This is a genomic window from Paraburkholderia sp. BL27I4N3, assembly GCF_003386115.1.
Classification (GTDB): domain Bacteria; phylum Pseudomonadota; class Gammaproteobacteria; order Burkholderiales; family Burkholderiaceae; genus Paraburkholderia.
In genome coordinates this window covers 67,411-87,179 of the sequence record NZ_QREJ01000001.1, presented here as the reverse complement: position 1 = coordinate 87,179, position 19,769 = coordinate 67,411, and the positions used below count along the sequence as shown (strand labels likewise).

16 protein-coding genes are annotated in these 19,769 nt (G+C 59.0%); 2 read left to right on the top strand and 14 right to left on the bottom strand.

The window, feature by feature from the left end:
• Nucleotides 1–89 precede the first annotated feature (89 nt).
• The 9 genes from dpdF to B0G71_RS00350 all read right to left on the bottom strand — a co-directional run bounded on the left by dpdF (nt 90) and on the right by B0G71_RS00350 (nt 12,266).
• Nucleotides 90–2,663, bottom strand: coding sequence for a protein DpdF (gene dpdF, locus B0G71_RS00390; RefSeq protein ID WP_116139015.1), 2,574 nt, complete (start codon nt 2,661–2,663; stop codon nt 90–92).
• Entirely contained in the window at nt 2,660–5,977 is a 3,318-nt protein-coding gene (gene dpdE / locus B0G71_RS00385; protein ID WP_116139013.1) for a protein DpdE, read from the bottom strand. Before dpdE ends, dpdF begins: the two co-directional genes overlap by 4 nt.
• A gap of 373 nt (nt 5,978–6,350) precedes the next feature.
• Nucleotides 6,351–6,980, bottom strand: a complete 630-nt coding sequence (locus B0G71_RS00380) for a hypothetical protein (protein ID WP_116139011.1) — start codon at nt 6,978–6,980, stop codon at nt 6,351–6,353.
• 54 nt (nt 6,981–7,034) lie between these two features.
• The gene (locus B0G71_RS00375; RefSeq protein ID WP_116139009.1) at nt 7,035–7,682 is read right to left on the bottom strand and encodes a hypothetical protein; all 648 of its coding nucleotides are present in this window, start codon (nt 7,680–7,682) and stop codon (nt 7,035–7,037) included.
• A gap of 190 nt (nt 7,683–7,872) precedes the next feature.
• Nucleotides 7,873–8,565, bottom strand: a complete 693-nt coding sequence (locus tag B0G71_RS00370) for a hypothetical protein (protein WP_116139007.1) — start codon at nt 8,563–8,565, stop codon at nt 7,873–7,875.
• A gap of 25 nt (nt 8,566–8,590) precedes the next feature.
• The gene (locus tag B0G71_RS00365) at nt 8,591–9,148 is read right to left on the bottom strand and encodes a hypothetical protein (protein WP_116139005.1); all 558 of its coding nucleotides are present in this window, start codon (nt 9,146–9,148) and stop codon (nt 8,591–8,593) included.
• A gap of 20 nt (nt 9,149–9,168) precedes the next feature.
• A complete protein-coding gene (locus B0G71_RS00360) occupies nt 9,169–9,582 on the bottom strand; it encodes a hypothetical protein (RefSeq protein WP_116139003.1) in 414 nt (137 codons plus the stop codon).
• Between the two features lie 465 nt (nt 9,583–10,047).
• Nucleotides 10,048–10,953 (bottom strand): hypothetical protein, encoded by a 906-nt coding sequence (locus B0G71_RS00355; protein WP_116139001.1) that lies wholly within the window; start codon nt 10,951–10,953, stop codon nt 10,048–10,050.
• 134 nt (nt 10,954–11,087) lie between these two features.
• Nucleotides 11,088–12,266 (bottom strand): hypothetical protein, encoded by a 1,179-nt coding sequence (locus B0G71_RS00350; RefSeq protein WP_258875467.1) that lies wholly within the window; start codon nt 12,264–12,266, stop codon nt 11,088–11,090.
• A gap of 205 nt (nt 12,267–12,471) precedes the next feature.
• Between B0G71_RS00350 and B0G71_RS00345 the strand changes: the two genes are divergently transcribed.
• Nucleotides 12,472–12,666: a hypothetical protein gene (locus tag B0G71_RS00345; protein WP_116139000.1), complete on the top strand. Its 195-nt coding sequence runs from the start codon at nt 12,472–12,474 to the stop codon at nt 12,664–12,666.
• Between the two features lie 28 nt (nt 12,667–12,694).
• On the opposite strand, the gene B0G71_RS00340 is transcribed toward B0G71_RS00345, so the two are convergent.
• The 5 genes from B0G71_RS00340 to B0G71_RS00315 form a co-directional block, all read right to left on the bottom strand.
• A complete protein-coding gene (locus B0G71_RS00340) occupies nt 12,695–12,988 on the bottom strand; it encodes a hypothetical protein (RefSeq protein ID WP_116138998.1) in 294 nt (97 codons plus the stop codon).
• Between the two features lie 586 nt (nt 12,989–13,574).
• Nucleotides 13,575–13,781 (bottom strand): BPSL0761 family protein, encoded by a 207-nt coding sequence (locus B0G71_RS00330; RefSeq protein WP_116138995.1) that lies wholly within the window; start codon nt 13,779–13,781, stop codon nt 13,575–13,577.
• Complete coding sequence (locus tag B0G71_RS00325) at nt 13,765–14,229, bottom strand: hypothetical protein (RefSeq protein ID WP_116138994.1); 465 nt, start codon at nt 14,227–14,229, stop codon at nt 13,765–13,767. Before B0G71_RS00325 ends, B0G71_RS00330 begins: the two co-directional genes overlap by 17 nt.
• 857 nt (nt 14,230–15,086) lie before the next feature.
• Nucleotides 15,087–15,296: a nucleotide-binding protein gene (locus tag B0G71_RS41780; protein WP_258875466.1), complete on the bottom strand. Its 210-nt coding sequence runs from the start codon at nt 15,294–15,296 to the stop codon at nt 15,087–15,089.
• Nucleotides 15,297–15,804: 508 nt separating this feature from the next.
• Nucleotides 15,805–16,443, bottom strand: coding sequence for a hypothetical protein (locus tag B0G71_RS00315; RefSeq protein ID WP_116138993.1), 639 nt, complete (start codon nt 16,441–16,443; stop codon nt 15,805–15,807).
• A gap of 547 nt (nt 16,444–16,990) precedes the next feature.
• Between B0G71_RS00315 and B0G71_RS00310 the strand changes: the two genes are divergently transcribed.
• Nucleotides 16,991–19,768 (top strand): tetratricopeptide repeat protein, encoded by a 2,778-nt coding sequence (locus B0G71_RS00310; RefSeq protein ID WP_116138992.1) that lies wholly within the window; start codon nt 16,991–16,993, stop codon nt 19,766–19,768.
• Nucleotide 19,769: the final 1 nt, after the last annotated feature.

Here is a 19,769-nt window from a genome sequence, read left to right as displayed (position 1 = left end):
GACTCTTCTCTGTCCGTGAGCAGTTAGTCGAACGCCTCGGTGCGTTCGATAAAGGCTGCGCAAATCTTCCACACAGCACGTTGTCCGCCCTAAGTCGTCAATTTTTTGACGAATTGATCGAGACCCATGCGGTTTGGCCAGACATCAACCATCCGTCTGCCTGGCACAAACGGGTCGTTGAGACTCTCTGAGACGAACAGCAGATGCAACGGTTTGTGAACAGCGAGAATCTCAAGAGGCATCTCTTCCGCCGGAGACGTCAGAATCGAAACAGCCGGAAAGCGCTGATTGACAAGGTACGTGTCTCCTGCGTCTATGTCATTCTCGATGACAAACCTATATCGTGATCGTCGTGCGAGTTCGCTATACCCCTTGACTCCTCTCCAGAACTCCCGGTTTGTCAAGTTAACCTCGGCGACGTCAAAAACTGAAATGACTGCCGACATTGCCTTGACCACCTGGGCTGCGACAGACTGTGTCAACAGGTCAGGCATCACTACAAGAAACTTCTCTGGTGAGCGTCCACTAAAATACTTGCTCCACTTTGCTGTATCGAATCTACGCGTCATGGCGAGAGATACAGTTGGCGTGGATGTCGGCAATCTTCTCTGGCCACTTCTTCTACACACCGGACAACCGGCGCACCCTCCTCCGACGGGGATGCGCCACCGATCACTGTCAACCTCATACAGTTGGGTCAGCGCGTCTGACACCTCGACTTCGCCTTTCAGTACTGAAAGCAGGAGCTTGAAATTCCGCTCCGTACTCTGCTCACCGCGACGTCTCGCCGCCTGAATCTCGTTCGTCCAGACACCCTTTTCTCGATGGTGCGGATTGAGAATGCGAATTGTCGCCCTGTTGAAATATTGAATCGCGGCCTCTTCTTGGCGGGCTTCGTAGGTGTCATCCGTCTCTCCAGGCAATTGCACGGGCCGTTCGGGAAAATCGGAATCCAGTTCGATGACCCCGGCCCGGGCCATCAATATCAAAGTTCTAACGTTCCAAGCCTTGTTATAGTCGCTCTGTTGCATGCCATGACTCGGAACGACCGAAATGTCGATGGACCACCGATCCTCGCCACGCGCTTCGTAAGATCTGAGCATAGCCTCCCAGCGGGCCTGACCCAGCTCGTCGCCAATGACTCGAGTTCGCCCAAGGCTTCGTCCCGTGTCAATATCTGCACCGTCGTAGATCGAAAGTGATACGCACGGGCGGCCGTCACGTCCGCCCCGGCCGACTTCCTGATAAAAGCGGTCGAGCGTTTCCGGGACGCAGGCGTGGATCACACAACGTACGTCAGTCTTGTCGATTCCTACGCCGAAAGCAGATGTCGCGACGATGGCATCCAGTCTGTTAGTGCTCCACTCATCAATGATCGACTTTCTGTTTGCGGCAGTGGTCTCACCGTGAAAATGCGCAACGCGCGTCAAGCCGAGCGAATACCGCAGCGAGCGCGCTATTCCCACCGCGTCGGACCGTTCGCTCACATAGACAATAAACGGTCGCGGCGCATGCCGGGCTGCCTCAAGAAGTTTCGCCAGCTTTTCGTCCCGTGATTGAGCCCGATGAAACCAGTATTCAGGCTCCTGTCGAAGTTGCGCGGCAGAAATAACTTGAACCTGTGAGACGGGCCCAAAAAGAGTAGCCAGCGTCTCCAGCGTTTCCCCTGCAAGCGTCGCGCTCAGCAACAGCGTGTTGAAGGGTTCACATGTGTCCGGTATGACCCGAAGCAGTCCGTTCCGCAAGCCTGCAAGCATCTGGAATGACGGGCGGAATTCATCACCCCACTGGGCGACAAGATGCGCCTCATCGATGACTAGGCGACGAACAAAACCAGAACGGGCGGCATCGTAGAGTGCAAAGGCGAGGCCACCACACACAGACTCGGGAGCCGCGAAGAGAATTCGCTGTCGCCCTCGGCGGATTCGTTCCTTGAACTGTTGCTTTTGCTCAGGCGAAAGGTCGGCATGCCACGCGAAAAGTTCACCCCTGCCCGGATGAACTGCCAAGCGCTCCTGCATTTGTCGTTCCTGGTCGATTGCCAATGCCACCGTTGGCACGACCACAACCGTCATGTTTCCCTCGCGACCATCGAGAAGAACATCAATCTGTGCGACCAGGCTCTTTCCGCTTCCAGTCGGGAGATTGACAATCAGGGTACTTCCCGGCGGAGCAAAAAAAGACGCTCGCACAGCCTCGCGTTGTCCGCGCGACCTGTAATGTCGCAATCCCGTCGCGAGGCCCACACATGGGTCCGTGTCGCATTCTTGGGTGACCGCCGGGCTATCCGTCGAAAACGCCCTGTCGAAAATGCCCGTCGAAGAGGCTTCGAGCCATTCAGGTTGCCAGCGCTCGGCGGAAAGGACAAATCCGTCCGGCGTTTGCATCACGAATACGCCCCATTCGGTCCACTCGCCGAACGACGGCCACGCCGGATGGTTTGGCACCAGGATCTGGCTCAGGCTGCTGGATTGCGACTGTTGCAGCAGGATCTGGCGAATCAGCGGCATCATGTCACTCTTGGCAAGACCACCGCTCGACGATTGCGACAGGATCTGGCTGATCCGCTCGTAGGTGCCCTGCACCTTAAACTCGGAAAACGGAAATTCCGTCGGCCACTGCAACAGCGCCGCCTGCAATTCAGAAAAGCCGAACTCTCTCATGCCGCTTCTCGGGCAAGGTCATCGAGCGACCTGTTCGAAACAAAAACGGCTTGTATGGCATCTACCCGGATCGCAGGCCTGGCAACGCCTGCGTACAATGCGTTGTCCAGCTGCGCCTCGAACTGCGCGGCTTCGCGGGCCACCTCCAATTCCTTGGCCTCCATGAAAGCCAGCCGTGCCTGCCTCTGGACGTCGTGAAGTCGATGTCGTGCTTGGCTCGCATTGGCTGCATCTTGAACCTTGTTCCGGAAATCATCATGCTCGCGCAACCCATTCTCGGCGCGACGCCGTGAGTGCAGGACATGCACGGACCAGTCCGCAATTGCCGGAATTGCTTGGTTTCGGACCACATCCCATCGCTCAGCGCTCAGATTAAAGTCCCGGCCCTCCCCGGCCCTCGGCATCTTCAGATACGGAGCATTCAAACGCTCAAGGACCGCCTCGTCTGTGACTTCGTTGTACTCGGCATTGAGCCACACTGTTACCACCATCGGTTCGAACGCCGCGTCAGCACGCCGCCGCAACGCGAAATAACTGCTCTCACCGTACCCCCTGTCCTTGGATAGAGTGAAAGCTTCTGCTACGTCAGTTTCGATGACAAAGTCGATCCGCACGAAGACATCCGCGACATCGATGCTGTTCCATTCGGGCACAAATCTCCACATGGCCGATGACCGGCCACGTTCATCGAGCAGTGAAAACTGTTCCAGGCCCCGCCAGAACGCGGATCCGTACCTCAGAACATGCGCGTGACGGGCGAGTGCGCTAGGCCGTCTGAACGCATAGGCGAACGTACGCGGGGTCTGCTGTCTCGCACCGGGCTGTTCTGTATCGATCGCCTCGATAAACCCCGGATATTCAAGAAACCGCGTCAACGGCAGCAGCGTACCAAACGCCTTCTCGTCTCCGTTGTACTGGTAGCGGACGACCTGGTCCAGGTCAGACGATCCGGACTTGATCTGCTGAAATTGCAGGGTTCTGACTGCCCATTCGTCCATGTCCTCGCGGATACCCTTCCAGTCAGCGTCTGACTCTTCCACAAGATCAAAATCTTCAGAGTCCCCCTGCTCGATGGCATCGAGGGCGTCCATTTTATCGAGGCGATCGATTTCATGCTGTACCGCCTTGCCATCGACCAGGGTCTTTTCGAGGTCGCGAAGTGCCTCAGGACCATCTTGTAACAGCCGGGCTCTCACACCCGCCATTTGCTCATCAATCAGATATTGCAAACTGGCTACCGAACGATCGAACACTTCAAATCCATTGGTCACGCAACTGAACCATGCCCTGTCCCACTCGCTTTCTCCGCAAAATCCGACGTACGAAAGCACAGGGCTTCCTGAACCAAAGCGGTCCACTCGCCCTATCCGTTGCTCGATGTTATTTGGCGACAGCGGCAGATCGGCATGGAGAACGATCTTGTTGCCTCCCTGCAAGTTTAATCCGGCTTCTGCGGCCCGGTCACAGACGAGAACAAAACATCCGGGATCAGTGACGAATCGTTTCCACTTGGTTTCATCTGCATCATCAAAATCATCCCAGTCTATCGCCGTACCATCTCGTGTACGTACCCGATGACGTGCAACCTGAGTTCTCAGGTGTTTGCCCAACTCGCCGTACAGTTGGTCTGCATAGGCAACGGATGAAGTGAAAACGACCACTTTCTGTCCACGCTGGCCGGCGAGGTCCAAAACCAGCCGGGAGATTTCTGCCGTCCCGACGTGCTGAACTGCGGGTCCGATCGCCGCAAGCAGTTTTTGCAGGGATTCATCTTCGCCGGGAAAGAAGGCGGCCGTGCATGGCGACTCACTGTGAGAGCACCCGTTGATCTCAAGCAGGCGGGCAGATACAAGATCGCGTAGGTTGGCTGTGTCAGAGAAGAACGCGTCAATAAAGCGCAAGAAGATGGACTGGAACGATAAAGCAACTTCTTCGCCGCGCAAGTTGGCATCCGTTATCGCGTTAATCCGCCAGTCTTCGAGTCTTCGCTCGATCTCGACACGTGCAACCGAAGCATATCTTACGAGTTTCACCCCGCTTCGATTCGGCGTAAGAAAGGAAAGTGACGCACGCCGATTCCGTAGCACTCGCCTGCTCAGCCGATATGTCTCGCTAACGTGTGCCCGGAGAACGCGAAGCGCCTCGCCGAGCTCGGAATCGTCTTCGTCGGGCAGCGTGTCGACGATTGCCTGAAGATGATCACAAAGGTCCGCCAGCAGACTGTCCAGCGGAAAAAGCACTCGTAGTTGCTTGATCGACGTCCCCAACAGAAACACGTTATCCGGAACGAGCGTCGCGACGAGTTCGGCGAGTCGCACCCGGTGCCGAACCTTGTCGCGGAAGGTCTCCTCGTCTTCAAGTTTGTACAGGCTGGCATCGAGAAGATGAAGCATGGCAAGGAAGGTACGCTCGTTGCCAAGAGCCGGAGTCGCCGAGAGCAAAAGCAGTCGTCTCACGCGCGCAGCGGCGGACGCGATATTGCGGAACAAAGAACTCTTGCTTGCGTCGTCTGATCCGTAGCCGGTCGTCACCTGATGCGCCTCGTCGATGATCAGCATGCCTGCCTTGGGCAAAACGGCGACCATAGCCTCGGGATTGTCGAATGCAATAACAAAAATTGAATCGTCAAGAAAGTCGGATAGGTGAAAGGTCCTGCTTAACTCATCGCGCCACTGCTGAACGAGAGGCGGGGGGACTAGGATGGCGGCAAAATGATTTGTCGGGTAGTCGAGGACGTATTGCCTGAGAATAACCCCGGCTTCGATGGTCTTGCCGAGCCCCACCTCGTCCGCAAGCAGGTAGCGTTGGCATGGGTCCGACAAGACGCGGCGAACAACTTCGTATTGGTGTTGCAGCAATTCGATCCGCGACGAAGCATATGCTGACAAACCCTGAAACCCGCCGCGTAGGCTCAGCGTCCGGCGCATGAACGGCCCCCGTCCTGATGCATAACCCGGCGTCTCCGTGATGAAGTTCGCCAGATAACTGCTTGGGTCGCGGATCGGACGGTCCCACCGCACAAAAACCTCCTCGACATTTCGTATCTGCGATAAGCCGTTGGGGAGTTTCAATTGCAGCGTTTGCCCGTCCGCCACTACCACTCGTGCGATTCGCCAGCACCTCCGCGCATGGTCAAACAGATAGACCCGCGTCTGCTTGTGCAGTCGCGCCCGAGATACAGTTGCGGAGGGAACGGTCCTAACGATCCTCTCTGAGTATGGATCGTCGAAGTACTCAATTACGGAATCATGGCTGCCCTGTTGTAGCAACTTTGCGATTCCGTCCCCCGGGAACAGCGTGCACCTGACGAACATATCGGTCTTCTTGTAACAAGAGATTCGTCGCGCGGCCCTATGCGGTCACAAAGACCCGCATCTCTCACTGGAACACACGACGTACACAGCAGTTATTAGTCCCACATCAATTAGCAACGGGACGTTGCATCATTGAATTTTTTGTAAATTAATCAAAGGAATCTTACCAAATCGGCGCAGAGAGGCAAGCTATGCGCCGGCGGGATGCACGGTAGGACGTCAATGCAACGGAGCGGATCGTCCGATCTGTTACAAACCCCACGGGCGGGATGCGATGGTCGCGACTGAACCCGAAGGACGGGACTGTCTTCCGCCCCGCCCTGCCGGTCGCCTGCACGGCGCCCAACGACCGCCCCTCCGGGTTGATTTCCCGCTACGTCCGCTTGCCGACGTAAGCGGTGGGCTGCGCCGCCGCAAATTCGGCAACCCTGGGCGTGGCGACGATGCAGGCAGAATGTTGAGTCAGATTCCGGTATTTCGCCGTGAGCCGTCGCGCCATCCGCCGCTCAAGGTGCTGCCGGTGCAGCGCGTGCCACGAGGCATGGAGAAAACAGGCGGTCAGTGCGTGGCCGCACAAGTCGCGCAATTCCGGAAACATCCGGCCAGGGCGCACCTTGTCCGGGAGTTGCACTCCCAGTGCCACGGTATGTTCCTCACCATCGTGACTCACCAGCACTTGGCAGCCTCGCTGTTCATCCCACGCGTCCATTGCCCGCCACGTTACGGGGTCCGTGGCATCAAGGAGCCAGTGAACAACGGTCGTCCGCTGCAGCACGGCGGTCGCGACAATGACAGGCGCAGGTCGCCGCTCAAGCGCCATGCATTCAATGCCTGAGAAATAAAGTTGCACCGGGTCCGAGTCCATCGGCAACGGCACATCGTCTGACAGACAGGCATGGAGTGCTGGACCAGATACCAGACTGGCCCATGGACCGCTATCGAACGCGTTAAGCAACTGGCTCAGCGGAATATGCTTGCCAGAGTTAGGGTTCCATATCTGCATGATTGGTTTTCTCGACTATACGATTTGGCGCCCCGTGGGGCGCGGGGTTGTCGTTCAGACGGAACGTTTTCTCGCTCGACCGCGACGGGGACGCTCCGCCGGGGGCCCAAGTGTCGTTACTGGTGCGAGCTCGATTGCCCTCGCCATCCGCAGCACAAGTGTCACGGCGCGCTCGCCGACACATTCCATCAGGTGCACCCACTGGATTTCACCTCGTCGCAGACAGTCGTCGTTGAGCCACTGCCAGGCGGCCGTCTGGCCTTTGGGGCGGCCTTCATTGGGGATATCGAGCAGGCGTTCGGCATAGCGCTCAAGGAACTGCAGCATGAAGACGCCACTTTCCATCTGCCAAGCAAACGCCGCGTAGCCACCTTGCGAAGCACATTCCCGGGCTGCCCGGAGCTCCGGTGCATAGCAGTGAATGGCCTCCATTACCGTGTTCGCCTCAAGGGCGCGCCAGAATCCACGGCGCGGTTCATAAAACTCCCTCAGCACCCGGAATACCACCGCCTCGTCCAACTCATCAGGAGCTGCCGCATCTGAGTGAAAGCCGCTCATCAGGCGCAGGAACGCAGCCTGCTGTGAGGGTTCGACCGGCGGCAGGTCGAACAGCGGCCCCCGGTCGCTGCGACGCGATATGGCGCTCGTACTTGCTCCTGCGCGCACAGGTCCGTTCTGGGGATGTTGCCTTTCCAGCTTCATTTCAATCCTTCTGTTGTGAGCGCGTGCGGGAACATACCGATCCGGGCTCTGGCGCGGATCCGTCGTCCGCACCGCCTGGTCCGGCAGCGGAAACCACTCCGCGCCGATGGCGTAGTCCCCGCACACAGTTAAATAGGACTACGAATTAGATAGACGTCCAATCTACCGATGATTCGGCCGTACCGCCCCGTCAATGAATGCTGGTCGGGCCGGAATTTCCAGTCGTAACGGGCAGACTCGCCTTGGGGCGGCCGGACAACGGCTCGGGTATGAGGTATTGACCCAAGCGTTCCGTCAGCAGGACGTTCACTTCGACATGGGAAAGCGCAACACCCTCGATGTCAGTCGTCGCCTGCTCTTCGAGTCGCCCACTTGCTGCCAGCTTTGCCGCAAATGCCAGAAAGCTCGCTGAACGGTCGTTGCCACATGCGTGCCGCAGGTCATCGATACCGCTCTTGCTTTTCCCGGGTATCCAGTCAATGGGATGAGCGGAATACATCGACAGGTCGTTCTCAAACATCGCGACGGGTGCATACCGGTTGCGCCGCCAGGAATCGATGGCGGACCACACCTGCGCGTCACTCGCGTCGGCCAGCCAGTAAGTTTGTACCGACCCAATCTGGCTCCGGATGCTTATAACGGGCGTCCCTGGTGCGCCGATGCGGCCGAATCCAAAGCACGCCTGTCCTCCGGCAACGGCTCGAAGACGCGTCAGGTTGCAGTGGGCGGCCAGCACCGGGCTACGCGGGCGACCAGAGCGTGGCGTCCCGAAGCAGTCGACGTACGATTCTGCCGGCAGCAGCATGCCAAACCCGCAGTGTGGTAACGACGCACCCTCGATGGTCGGGGAAAGGTAATTCAATTCATTGGCTTTCGTGTTCATATCCATCTCCTTGTATGGGGGTAAATCAGACAGGTTGCGCACCGTTCGTCGCTCCCGACGCGGGATCGCTGACCGATCGGTTTGCCGCGACGGTCGAACCGGCCCCAGTACCGGCATCATCGAACCGGTGCATGAATCCGAGAATCGCGCGTGTCGCCTCGCAGTCGGAATCGAGGTATTCCGCGTATTCGTCCTCGCTCCTAGTGGCGAAATCCGCCATCAACCAGTCGTAGACCTGCTCCTGCTCCGAAGGACGCCCGTCCGCCGGCAACGCAAGGAGCCGCATGGCGCAGCGCTCATCGAACTGCCGCACGTACAGATGGTTTTCGACGACCTCCCTGAAGGTCCCCCAGTGCTTCAATATCGCGCCCGGGCTGAGCAGCGGAACGTGGAACTTGAACGCGCGGATGATGGTGTCCGACTCCAACTCCTGCCAGAAGTTGAGGCGAGGTTCGTAGATGTCCTCGAGCATGCTGCCTACACGGGCTACGGCCTCGTCCGAATTGGCGGGCGGGTTGTGCATCAGGTAGCCAACCATCCGGTCGAAATATGGCTGCTGGCGTGCGTGGATAGATTTCGTCATAACGGTCTCCTATGAAGGTATCAGTGGGTAAGGCAATCCTGTGCCTGTCCTGCGCACATGTTCGAGGTCGGTAGACCGAACATCCCGCCAAAATCTTCGTTGGTGAGCGTCAGCGGTTCTGCTGTGCGGCTCACGGAGGAGAGTTCCTGGGTCAGCGTGTTCACGATTTCAGTCAGCGTTGCCTCACCGAGCGAGAGAAAGTCGGTCTCAAGCGGGAACCCTTCTGAATCAACCCGACCGGGACCCGTCGGGTGCGCGTCGCAGAACAGATATCCGCCGGCCGCCCGTATCAGCATTCCGAGGTATGCACGCGGGGCTTGAGCAGCTTCCACGTAAACGTCGACGCGGAACCCGAGTACCTGCGCGTCTTCGGGTTGCGTTTCAGGGAGGTAGGTAGCGGTTAGGGAAAATTTGCTGGCAATCGTTTCACTCATCACTTGCTCCATTTTTTTAGGGTCGAGCGGGGCCACCGAGGCCACTGGCTCGTTGTCGTTTATGAAAGGCCGAGATTGAATTACCGAAGCGATGCGAACATGCGCCCGGCATCCGAGTCACGTAAAGGTCCAGGCCGATCGCAGTTGAAGTAAAGGGCTCGCATGAGCCAGGTGGATGGGTTCATCCGCCTGGCAGCGCCTTCGGTGGTCTGTGTATGGCGGCGAATCAGAGTCGCCGTTGGCTGTTGCAAGTGCATTTGTCTGGCTCCCAAGTCAACGAAACAGGGTTTCGCGTCGGGTTGCCCGGGGTCAGGTATTGAATCGCCTGACCCTGCGGATAAATCCGAACGCTTGGGCACAGCCTAAAATGCGGAGTTCAGACCGTAAACGCGGCCGCGTTCTTTTCTAATATTTATCGAGGTCTCTGGACGGGACCTCCGCATTTGAGCGCATTAGAACCGCATTTCACTCCCGGCTTCTGGTCTCCCTCCCCCACCTTTCGCGCCACGGTTCCAATGTTTTTCCCTGAAAAGCACTGTCAAGAGCGAGCCACGTGCATCCCTGCTCCTTGAGTGCCTTTCCAACCTTGACAGGGTCCCAAACTGCGGATGGCCCTCCCGGTTTTCCACGAAGTAGACGAGCCGGCTCTAACCACTTCGGCGGGTCCTTTAGCATCGAGATCCACTGATCCTGATCCCATGTGACGTCGGTACCTTTATGCTTCTGCCCCTTCACGCTCCGAAACACCTGACGGATCTCTGGTGACCGCAGCCCGGCCAGGTTCTTGGTGTCGCGGACGGATAGCTCCGAGTCACCTTCCTTAGTGCCTGCAGAATAAAGGCCCAACAGTTGTCGGACATCCGCATCCCTTAAAAACCTTTCGGGACACTCTTCATATGCCAATTTGTCGGCAGTCACATCAATCGGGAAGCCAACTGAATCACACATCGTGAGATCCCCATCAAAGACCGCATTGAGAACGCGATCGGTGATTTCTACGTTCATCACGAGTGCCGCAGCATCTTTTGAGTTACAGAGCCCCCCGCCGAGGCGCTGTGCATAGTGCTTGATGGCCACACCATGGGCATTGGCCGCAAAGTGCGGCCCAATCTTTAAGAAGAGGATTGAATAATGGATAAGGTGCTGGCTTATCGGGACATATTCCCCTTCACCGTCCCATGGAAGAGCCCTCGAGAAAAGGAAGGGCAAGCCCGCTTGGATAGCCCATTCATCTAACGACGAGAGTATGAAATATCCACCGACGGCAGCCTTCTCAAAAAGCGCTCTGTTACGGTATTCGTGCCGCTCCGCTGCACTCAGCTTCCGGTCGCCCAGTCTGTCCACTGGAATATCGCCGCTCGTTTGATCCATTTCGCCTCCGTCCGAAACTTGCATAACGGCGATCGCTACCAGATCTTTAGGCCCATTCCCATGTTGACCCCAACGATGTGTTTCGGTTTCGCGTCGGGCCGCCGTGATCGCTTGATTTCCGGAAAGGTCAGCGGTCACGTGCCCTGATCAAGCAAATCGCGGGGGAGACAGATTGGCACCTCTCCGTCCCTGACGACGCTCAATGCAGAGCTCGTCGGCTGAGGCGAAACTTGAAGTTCGCCAATCTGCCGCCGTAAAGTTGAGGCTTTCGCTTGGGAACATCCAAGATGACGCCTGATGCCAGCAACAGTTGGCCGCACTCGCCCCGTTGCTATGTCACGGCCGAGCTGCACGATCTCGTCGTCTGGCATCACGTGATCTGCATGAATTGGAGAAGCTTGCGGCATAGTCATTACGTCAGCAGTCACGTGACTATTCATAAGCGAAGCGTGACTCGCATTGAATTCAATAGGGACCGCTGCCGTGACTGGCGGTGTGACTCCCGGTGTGACTGGCGGCTCAACGGTTGGATGCGAACTACCGGGTCGAAGCGCGACGTACCAGCACAGGCACGCAACCCCTTCCAGCACGACCGCGAACGCAAGCGCCAGCATGAGGTTTATCTTGTCGGGATTCGTTCCTATCCAAACGGACAGTCGCGCCGTGACCGGGTCGTTCCGCGCAGAGTCACGCAAAGTAGTCACACGGTCTGCCTGTGCAGCCAGTCGGTCTTCGGACCGCTCCCATCGCCTGGCTTCATCGGCTTCGACATTGAGCGCATCGATCTTCGCGGACAATGTGACTCGGTTCGCCCGGAGGTACGCGCAGTTCCGCGCACAACGCTGTTCGCTAGCGGCTCCCAGCGCCGCCTTGAACGTCGCCTGCTCAGTTGCTATCGCTGTAAGACTACGACCTGACGCAGCATCCTGTGCGACGGGCGGAGTAACCACGGCTATCGCGTCAGCCCGCCGCTCGCCCGCATGCTGCTGCGACAGCAGAAAGAACGTTGCATGGCCGAACGAAACGGCAATCATGCACGCGACCCACAATACACCAGCAACCCAGCGAACGATAGCCGAGGCCCCCCGGCATAGCGCCGGAATCAAATGCGCGCACAGGACGAGCACAACGCTGAGGGCACACCAGACAATCCGCTCCGACAGCCAACCACCCCGCTGCCAGCCAGCAAGCATCGACATGAAAATTGCTGTTCCCGTTGCCGAGATGGCAAGCATGAATAGTCCCGGCAAGCGAATATCGCGAAGCCGTTCACTCATCGGGTCTTTCACTGCGGTACCGATAATTTCTTGCATACGCCCCTCGTTCATCAAATACCAAATGTAGCTACCGAATTTGGTAGGCACGGCTGGTATCGTGGTCACACCCTCGTCGTGAACCGCAATGAGCCACCAAGGACCCATGTCAAATGTTTAAAAAGACTGAGTTTTAGAATTCGTTGGAATTGACGACCTAGCTGGTAAGAGAGTCACGAGGAACAAGCCGCGAGTCGCGACGGGCATGTGGGTCAAAGCTGGCGCCATTGGCAGCTACCGCCAGCTTGGGTTTGAAACGCGCGACGAAGGAATCGCGGCATGCTGCAGAACAACGCGCCGCTGGGGCGAAAGTTCAGCAAGTTGGTCGAAAGACGCATCAGCCAGCCGTTTACTGTTCAAAGAGGACTTCGGCGAGAAAGCGGAACCGCCGGAAGTGTGAGTACGCCATGCCGACATCAGGCTAGTGACTAAACCTCCAACTGCAGGTGAAAATTTCCGAGCTCCTCTCCAATCAAGACGACTTTGACCCGCTCGACCTTCACGTTCGAATACAGAGGCTCTCGCTCTTCCGGGACGCCCGGATAGAAGACTTCATATGGACGCCCGCCATACAAGCCGGATTCATGGTTCCACAAGTCATCGCGTACTATCACGTCGCCGAGAACCGCGCCGTCGGCGGCATCCGCGTAAGGCATAAATACCAGAACAAGGGCTTCAGGATCGGCATTCGCCAGACGCTCGAGCAATTCGTAGACTTTCACGAAAAGTTACCCCACAAACGATGCCGACTGATTCATTGTCTGGCCGGCCAATGCAGACGTGTGAATACGTCAAGGACGCCGTCGAGCTGTTCGATCCAGACCGGCTCAAGATCAATGCGAGGCTGGTTCCTCACAAACAAGCCTCCATGGGCGTACCGTCGCTCTCGCGTCATATCAAGACGGGCAATCGGGCTGCTGGTCTTTCCGTCGAGAGACTCTAGGCTTTCGACGGACACCGTCATGTGGCGACTCACGGGTGCAAAGGGCCGCAGCGGATATTGACTCTCCTGGCGGGCATGCAGGGCAGTCACGACGGCAAGAAGCTGGCGCCAGGCATCGCGCCCCCCTGTCGGTCCGCTCGGCTCCAGAGCCAACTCGCCGCGAACCTCGGCTACGAGAGGCAGCTCTTCACCGTGCGCGAGATATTCCCCCACATATGCTGCCACTCGCCATGTAAAGCGGCAGATTCTTCTTCGCTTCTGCCGCATAGCGTCCCCCATGTCTTGGCTTCACCGCCTCGACAGTTGCAAGCAGGGTCGCTTTGTGTCCCGTCGACCATTGGCATGCCTCCCGTGCAGACGCGGAGTCACCATTTCTCGTCGGGATTGCCCCAGACGGCGGGCAAGACCTGCGCCGACCAGGCGAAATGCATCTTGTCGGGGAAATGCCGTAACAGGCTTAATGCGCGATCTCGCAGTTCATCCATGTCCGGGACGTCACTCCCTGATGCAAGCATCTGAAGCAATTCCCGCGTGCGCAACACGGACCGCGTCCGCTCATGCGGCATGGTCATCGGCGTCCTCCGTAAAATCGGTGGCCCAATCGCTTCGACGTTCGAAGCCGGCCATTTCGGATACAGTCGGTGCCCTCCGCTCGGCAGCGGTCGACTCAACCTCATCGCGCTGTCCGGCCGGCAACGGTTGTCGCCAATCAGAAACAAGTTCGGCGGTCACGTCGCTCCACTTCTCAATGCGCCACTGTCTCACCGCCCACTGCCAGACGTATTCGGCATCCCTGTCGAATCCTGCACGCCCGACCAGGACGTAGCGACGGCCAGTGGCAGTGACACCAGTGCGCGTTATCGGGTCGAACGAAATGATTGCCGTGCTGACACGGCCATCGCGCTCGGCAAGGTTGAATCCGACAAAATACCGTGCGCCAGTATTCGATTCGCGAATAGACCAAGCCTCAAGCAAAACGACCGGGTCGTCGTCGACCGACGAGCTTGCGTGGATAGTCATAGCATTCCCCGTTCAAAGCGTTTTTATCAGTCCCGGGGAGTACGCGTCGGTGCCTCAATGAGTCATGCGTCAATACCCCCACTTACTGATGCCGATATGCTGCAGCATACCCAGATGCTGAGCCGTTCGCGATGCTCGCTTCTTCATGTTCGGGTCCCCTTTCGATAGAATCTGTGTACAGCCCTGCAGGCAGTCGATTTCTTGAAAAAATCTTTCGATTGCGTCAGAGAATTTTTACTCATCGCCGTTTTCGGCAGCTATATTGGGGATAGCTCAGTCGCTTATACGTCCAGATAATTTTTCTTAGCGAGACAACAATGGCTTCGAATGCTGCCCATACAAGACGCTGGCCAGAAGGCCACACAACGTCCATGCAACCGACTCGGCTCACGGCCGCAGAAAAATAAGCGCGACGACCGCGTTCAAGGTGCAACGGCCGTTCTTTTCCAAGTTCCTCCGACAGATCATCGCCCATTTCGATCATTCGAGATCGGACAAATTCGTCGGCTGCGAATGGCCACTATCGAGAATGGCGAATGCTCCTTCGACCCGCAACTGCCGTTCGGACCTCGCACACCGCCACGACCGCTTCCGGAGTACAACGGACGCTCGCCTCGCCGGTCTGGTCGGTGAGTTATCGGCCATTGCAGACACTCAGTTACCGACCCTCAGCGGGCGGCTGCACAGCGGTCACCGGCCGTTCGCCCGACTGGTTCTCGAAGCGGTGACTCTCAGATCAGCGAACGCGTGTTCGTAAATGCCCCCTCGTACTCTAGCCGCAAAGCAGACTTCGGCAAACGAAATGGATAGGCTCCGTGAACGGCGTCGGTCATCAACCCGGCCACAATCATCTGCAACTAGATACCGTTCATATCGATTGAGTATCCAGCCAGCCGCAACTCCTTCACACAAACTACCCCGCTAATATCGTTTGGCGTTTCAACATCACCTTTCACGAGGGCACACACCCGGTCCCGTGTGAGTTTTCCGATCAGATAACCATGCTCGAAAACACGTTCTGGCGGGCGCGCGGTTTCTGCTCGTGTTCCCCAAATACTGGGTGCCATTGCTTGTGGCTCGTCCAGATGATCTGAGATCTCGTGTGGCGCTGAATCAACCGAGGCGGGTTCGCCATATCTTGGCGCGCTATGATGGCTCGCTTTGTGTCAGCGCGGGGGCTAATAACCACTGACTTGCGCATTCTGCGAAGTCTCTCCCACAGCCAAAACCAAAAGCAATGCAAAGCGAATGCTCGTTTTCATTGGACACCTCGCGCGGGAGATGGAACCAAGCTTGCGTTTTTAAGCATAGGCGCTGGCGGAGGCATCTATCCGCCATTTACCGGTTCTTCTAAGGTTAGTCCGTTATCTCCGAAGGAATGTCTTCTTCTGCCATGCGTGTCCTCGCCATGCGGGGCCGCGCTCTACTCGCCGCCTCAAGGCGGACTCCCCGCGCCGCAAGGGTCGCGGCTATCCGGTAACGATCCCTCAAGTGTTGCCTGGCTGCCGCCGGAAGTTGCTAACGCGATAGCGCGATGCCGTTTTTTCAGACCGCGCCGAAGGCGCGTCATTTGTTCTAGTGCGCGGGTCTGGTCTCGACGGCTGTGACATAAGCATTCGCTTGAGCCGAGTGCCCGGTGTCGGCGCGGACTATATGGAAGGTTTGGCAAAAGTGCTGCGTGTTGTAATCGGTATTTGTTATCCCGATCGAGCCATTCGCGGGCTGTCCGTCAGGAACCAAACTGCCGGACCCGTTCACAATCGTCCAACCGGCCTCCGCGATAGCGCACGCCGTGGCGTCGTTGCCGTCCGCTCTGGGGTCACCTGCATGTGAACCCACAGTGACCCCTCTGATCGTCTTTGTTTCGGGTGGGGCAGGGTGTTCGATGATGTAATTCATAATCTTTATGACAAAGGGGTGCATGCAGTCCCTGGTCTGCTGGTCAGCAATCACGCGTATCCTTTCGTCCAGGATCGCGACGGCGCCGGACCCGTTGCGGATATCGGTGCTGACTTCGCCTTGGCCGCCCGGTTTCGTTGGATCGCGGAAGGTGAGGTTTCCCTTGGCACTTGCTTTAAAGTCGAACTGTGTGCCGACAAGGCACCCCTCCTTCGCCAGCTTCGTCAAGGCGTCGACCGAAGCTTGGTCCGCATGTGCAGTGCTTGCGCAAAAGGCGGCCGCCGCAACTGCCAGCCTTGAAATCCAGCGTCTCATTTGCGGCTCCGCGAGGTTGCTTGATAAAACCGGCTATCTCCGGATGGCCAGCCGGATCGATGACCCTGAACCAGCGCCGAACCTGCGGTCTCAATCAGACAGGCAATCCGGCTACGCGCGAGGGCCATTGCGGCTCTCACCCTGATGATAAGAATAGAAGTCCGCGCCTCGATTTCCAAGACGGGCTTGCAGGACCACAATCGGGTCGGCGTGTCCCCGCGATGCGGGGCCGCGCTCTACTCGCCGTTGCCTAGCGACGGATGGCCGCGCCGCACAGCGTCGCGGCCATCCGGTAACGATCCCTCACGCCGTGTTGCCCGGCTGCCGCCAGGGAGTTGCTAAGGGCTGCGCCCTGAGACGGGTACCACCATCGACAACGCACAAACCGGCCGCTTGCATAACACCAACTATCTTGTTTGGTCGCCGACAACTATTCTGTCCTAACGCTTTGCGGTGCGGATAGCGTTCAACATTCAACTCGAAGATCCACCGAGTGACGGATGAGCCCGATGAATTGCCGTGTGGCCGATAACGTAGGGAGTGCCTGATGCAGCAGGAAGCGAGCATTGCGGGCGCTGGCAACACGGTCGTGCAGATCGTGGGCGACGGCAATACCGTCACGACAGGGCACCCACCACACCTGACGCTCACGCGGTATGTGGCCCGGCGGCAGATCAGGCAGGATCTGGACAGACTCTCTCCGTACGCACGCTCCACACCGCTGCTGGGTCGCGAGACGGAACTGGCGAGTTTGCACACGTTCTTGCGTGAGCCGCGCGACTTGTTGGCCCGCGTGCTCGTCGGCGACGGCGGATGCGGCAAGACGCGGCTCGCGCTCGAGTTGTGCGAGCAGGCAAGCACCACCGGCTGGAACGCAGGATTTGTTACGCGCACCGAGTTGCAGCGGTTCTTTCGCGAGCAAAACCTCAGCGACTGGGGTTGGCAGAAGCCCACCCTGATCGTGGTGGACTACGCCGCCGAACATGCGGAGTTGCTTAGCCAGTGGCTCAATGAACTCACTGATCGCGCGGCGGCGGCGCCGCATGTGCTGCGACTGCTGCTGCTCGAGCGCAACGCCAGCACTGACACCGGCTGGTGGACCACCGTATTCGCCTCGGGGGGCTGGGGGGTGCTGAACAAGCGCGCCTTGCTCGATCCGCCTGAGCCGGTACCGATCCCGCCGCTGGGGCGCGCCGAGGACCGTTTGGCATTACTTGGGACGGTGCTGGCACAAGCGAACCCCGGCCAGCCGATCGACCTACCGGTGCACGACGCCGCCTTCCGCGACAAGCTCATGCAACTCGTGTGGGGTGGCGATCCGCTCTTTCTGATGATGGCCGCGCTCGCGATGGTCCAGGTGGGCCATGCGCGAGCACTGGCGCTCGGTCGCATCGATCTTGCCGATGCCCTTGCCCAGCACGAGGCCGATCGGCTGCGGCAACTGGCCCGGGTTCGCTCGCTCGACCCCGCCCTGGTGCAACATCTAGCGGCCTGCGTCACGCTCGCGCAGGGCATGAGCCGTGAGGACTTCGAGCGCTTTGCGTCCAGCGAGAAGGCTACCATCCACCGCCCAAGCGGCGGCGACGCGGCGGTGCTGGCGGATGTGTTGCAAGAAGCGCTGCCGCGCGCCAACGGCATTGCACCGGTGCTGCCCGACCTGATCGGTGAAGCGCTGATCATGCGCACGATGCGGCAAAACCCTGGCGCAGCGGCCGTGCTGCGCTGCCATGCCGCCTTCGGCCGGGCAGTCGCCGAATCGGTTATCCGCTGCGCGCAAGACTTCGCGCCGCAGTCGCCTGCCCCGCTGCGATGGCTCGAAGGCATCATGCACGCGCTCGATGATGAAGAGGATGAACTCGCGGCGCTGGATGACAGCCTTCCGATGGAAAGCGTGGTGCTCAGTGACTTGAACCTGAAGGTGGCCGAGCGCCTGCAGGCATTGTGTGTAGCCCGTGAAGATGCCCCGATGCCCCGCCGCGCAGCCGTGCTGAACCGGCTAGCGACCGCGCGGGGCATGGCGGGCCAGCCTGAGGCCGCGCTGGGTACGGCAGAGGAGGCTGTCGATCTCTACCGCGAACTCGTCGCCCAGCAGCCCGAGGTGTTCCGGCCTGACCTAGCCAGGTCGCTCAGCAACCTGGCCGTCAGACTCAACGCGTTGGGCCAGCGCGAGCCCGCGTTGCAGGCCGCGCAAGAAGCCACCGATCTCAACCGCGAACTCGCCGACCAGTGGCCCGACGTGTTCCGACCCGACCTGGCCGGGTCGCTCAACAATCTGGCCAACTCGCTGAGCGAGTTGGGCCAGCGCGAGCCCGCCTTGCAGGCCGCGCAGGAAGCCGTCGATATCCGCCGCGAACTCGCCGACCAGCGGCCTGACGTGTTTCGGCCCGACCTGGCCAGGTCGCTCCAAACCCTCGCCAGCAGACTCAGCGAGCTGGGTCAGCGCGAGCCCGCCTTGCAGGCCGCGCAGGAAGCGGTCGATATCCGCCGCGAATTCGCCGCCCAGCGGCCCGACGTGTTTCGCCCCGACCTGGCTGCGTCGCTCGGCACCCTCGCCAACAGGTTCAGCGAGCTGGGCCAGCGCGAGCCCGCCTTGCAGGCCGCGCAAGAGGCCACCGATCTGTACCGCGAACTCGCCGACCGGTGGCCCGAGGTGTTCCGCCCCGAGTTGGCCATGACCCTCAACAATCTGGCCAACTCGCTCAGCGAGTTGGGCCAGCGCGAGCCCGCCTTGCAGGCCGCGCAAGAAGTCACCGATCTGTACCGCGAACTCGCCGACCAGCGGCCCGAGGTATTCCGGCCCGGCCTGGCCATGTCGCTCAACAATCTGGCCAACTCGCTTAACGAGTTGGGCCAGCGCAAGCTCGCGTTGCAGGTCGCGCAAGAGGCCACCGATCTCTACCGCGAATTCGCCACCCAGCGGCCCGACGTGTTCCGTCCTGACCTGGCCATGTCACTCAGCAACCTGGCCAACAGGCTCAGCGAACTGGGTCACCGCGAGCCCGCCTGGCAGGCCGCGCTGGAAGCCGCCGATCTCTACAGCAAACTTGCCGACCAGCGGCCCGACGTGTTCCGGCCCGACCTGGCCAGGTCGCTGATCGTGTTGGCACTTCGTACCCGCGATGTCAGCGGCGCTGCCGAGGCCCTGCCGCTTGCGCAGGAGGCTGTCACGACACTCGCGCTCGAGTTTCTGCGCCGCCCGGACGCGCATGCGCAGTTGATGGGTGCGATGCTTCGCGACTACCTGCAACTTTGTGACTCTGCTAGGGCAACGCCCGACCTCGAGCTACTGGGGCCGTTACTGCCTTACTTCACCAACAAGGAGTGAA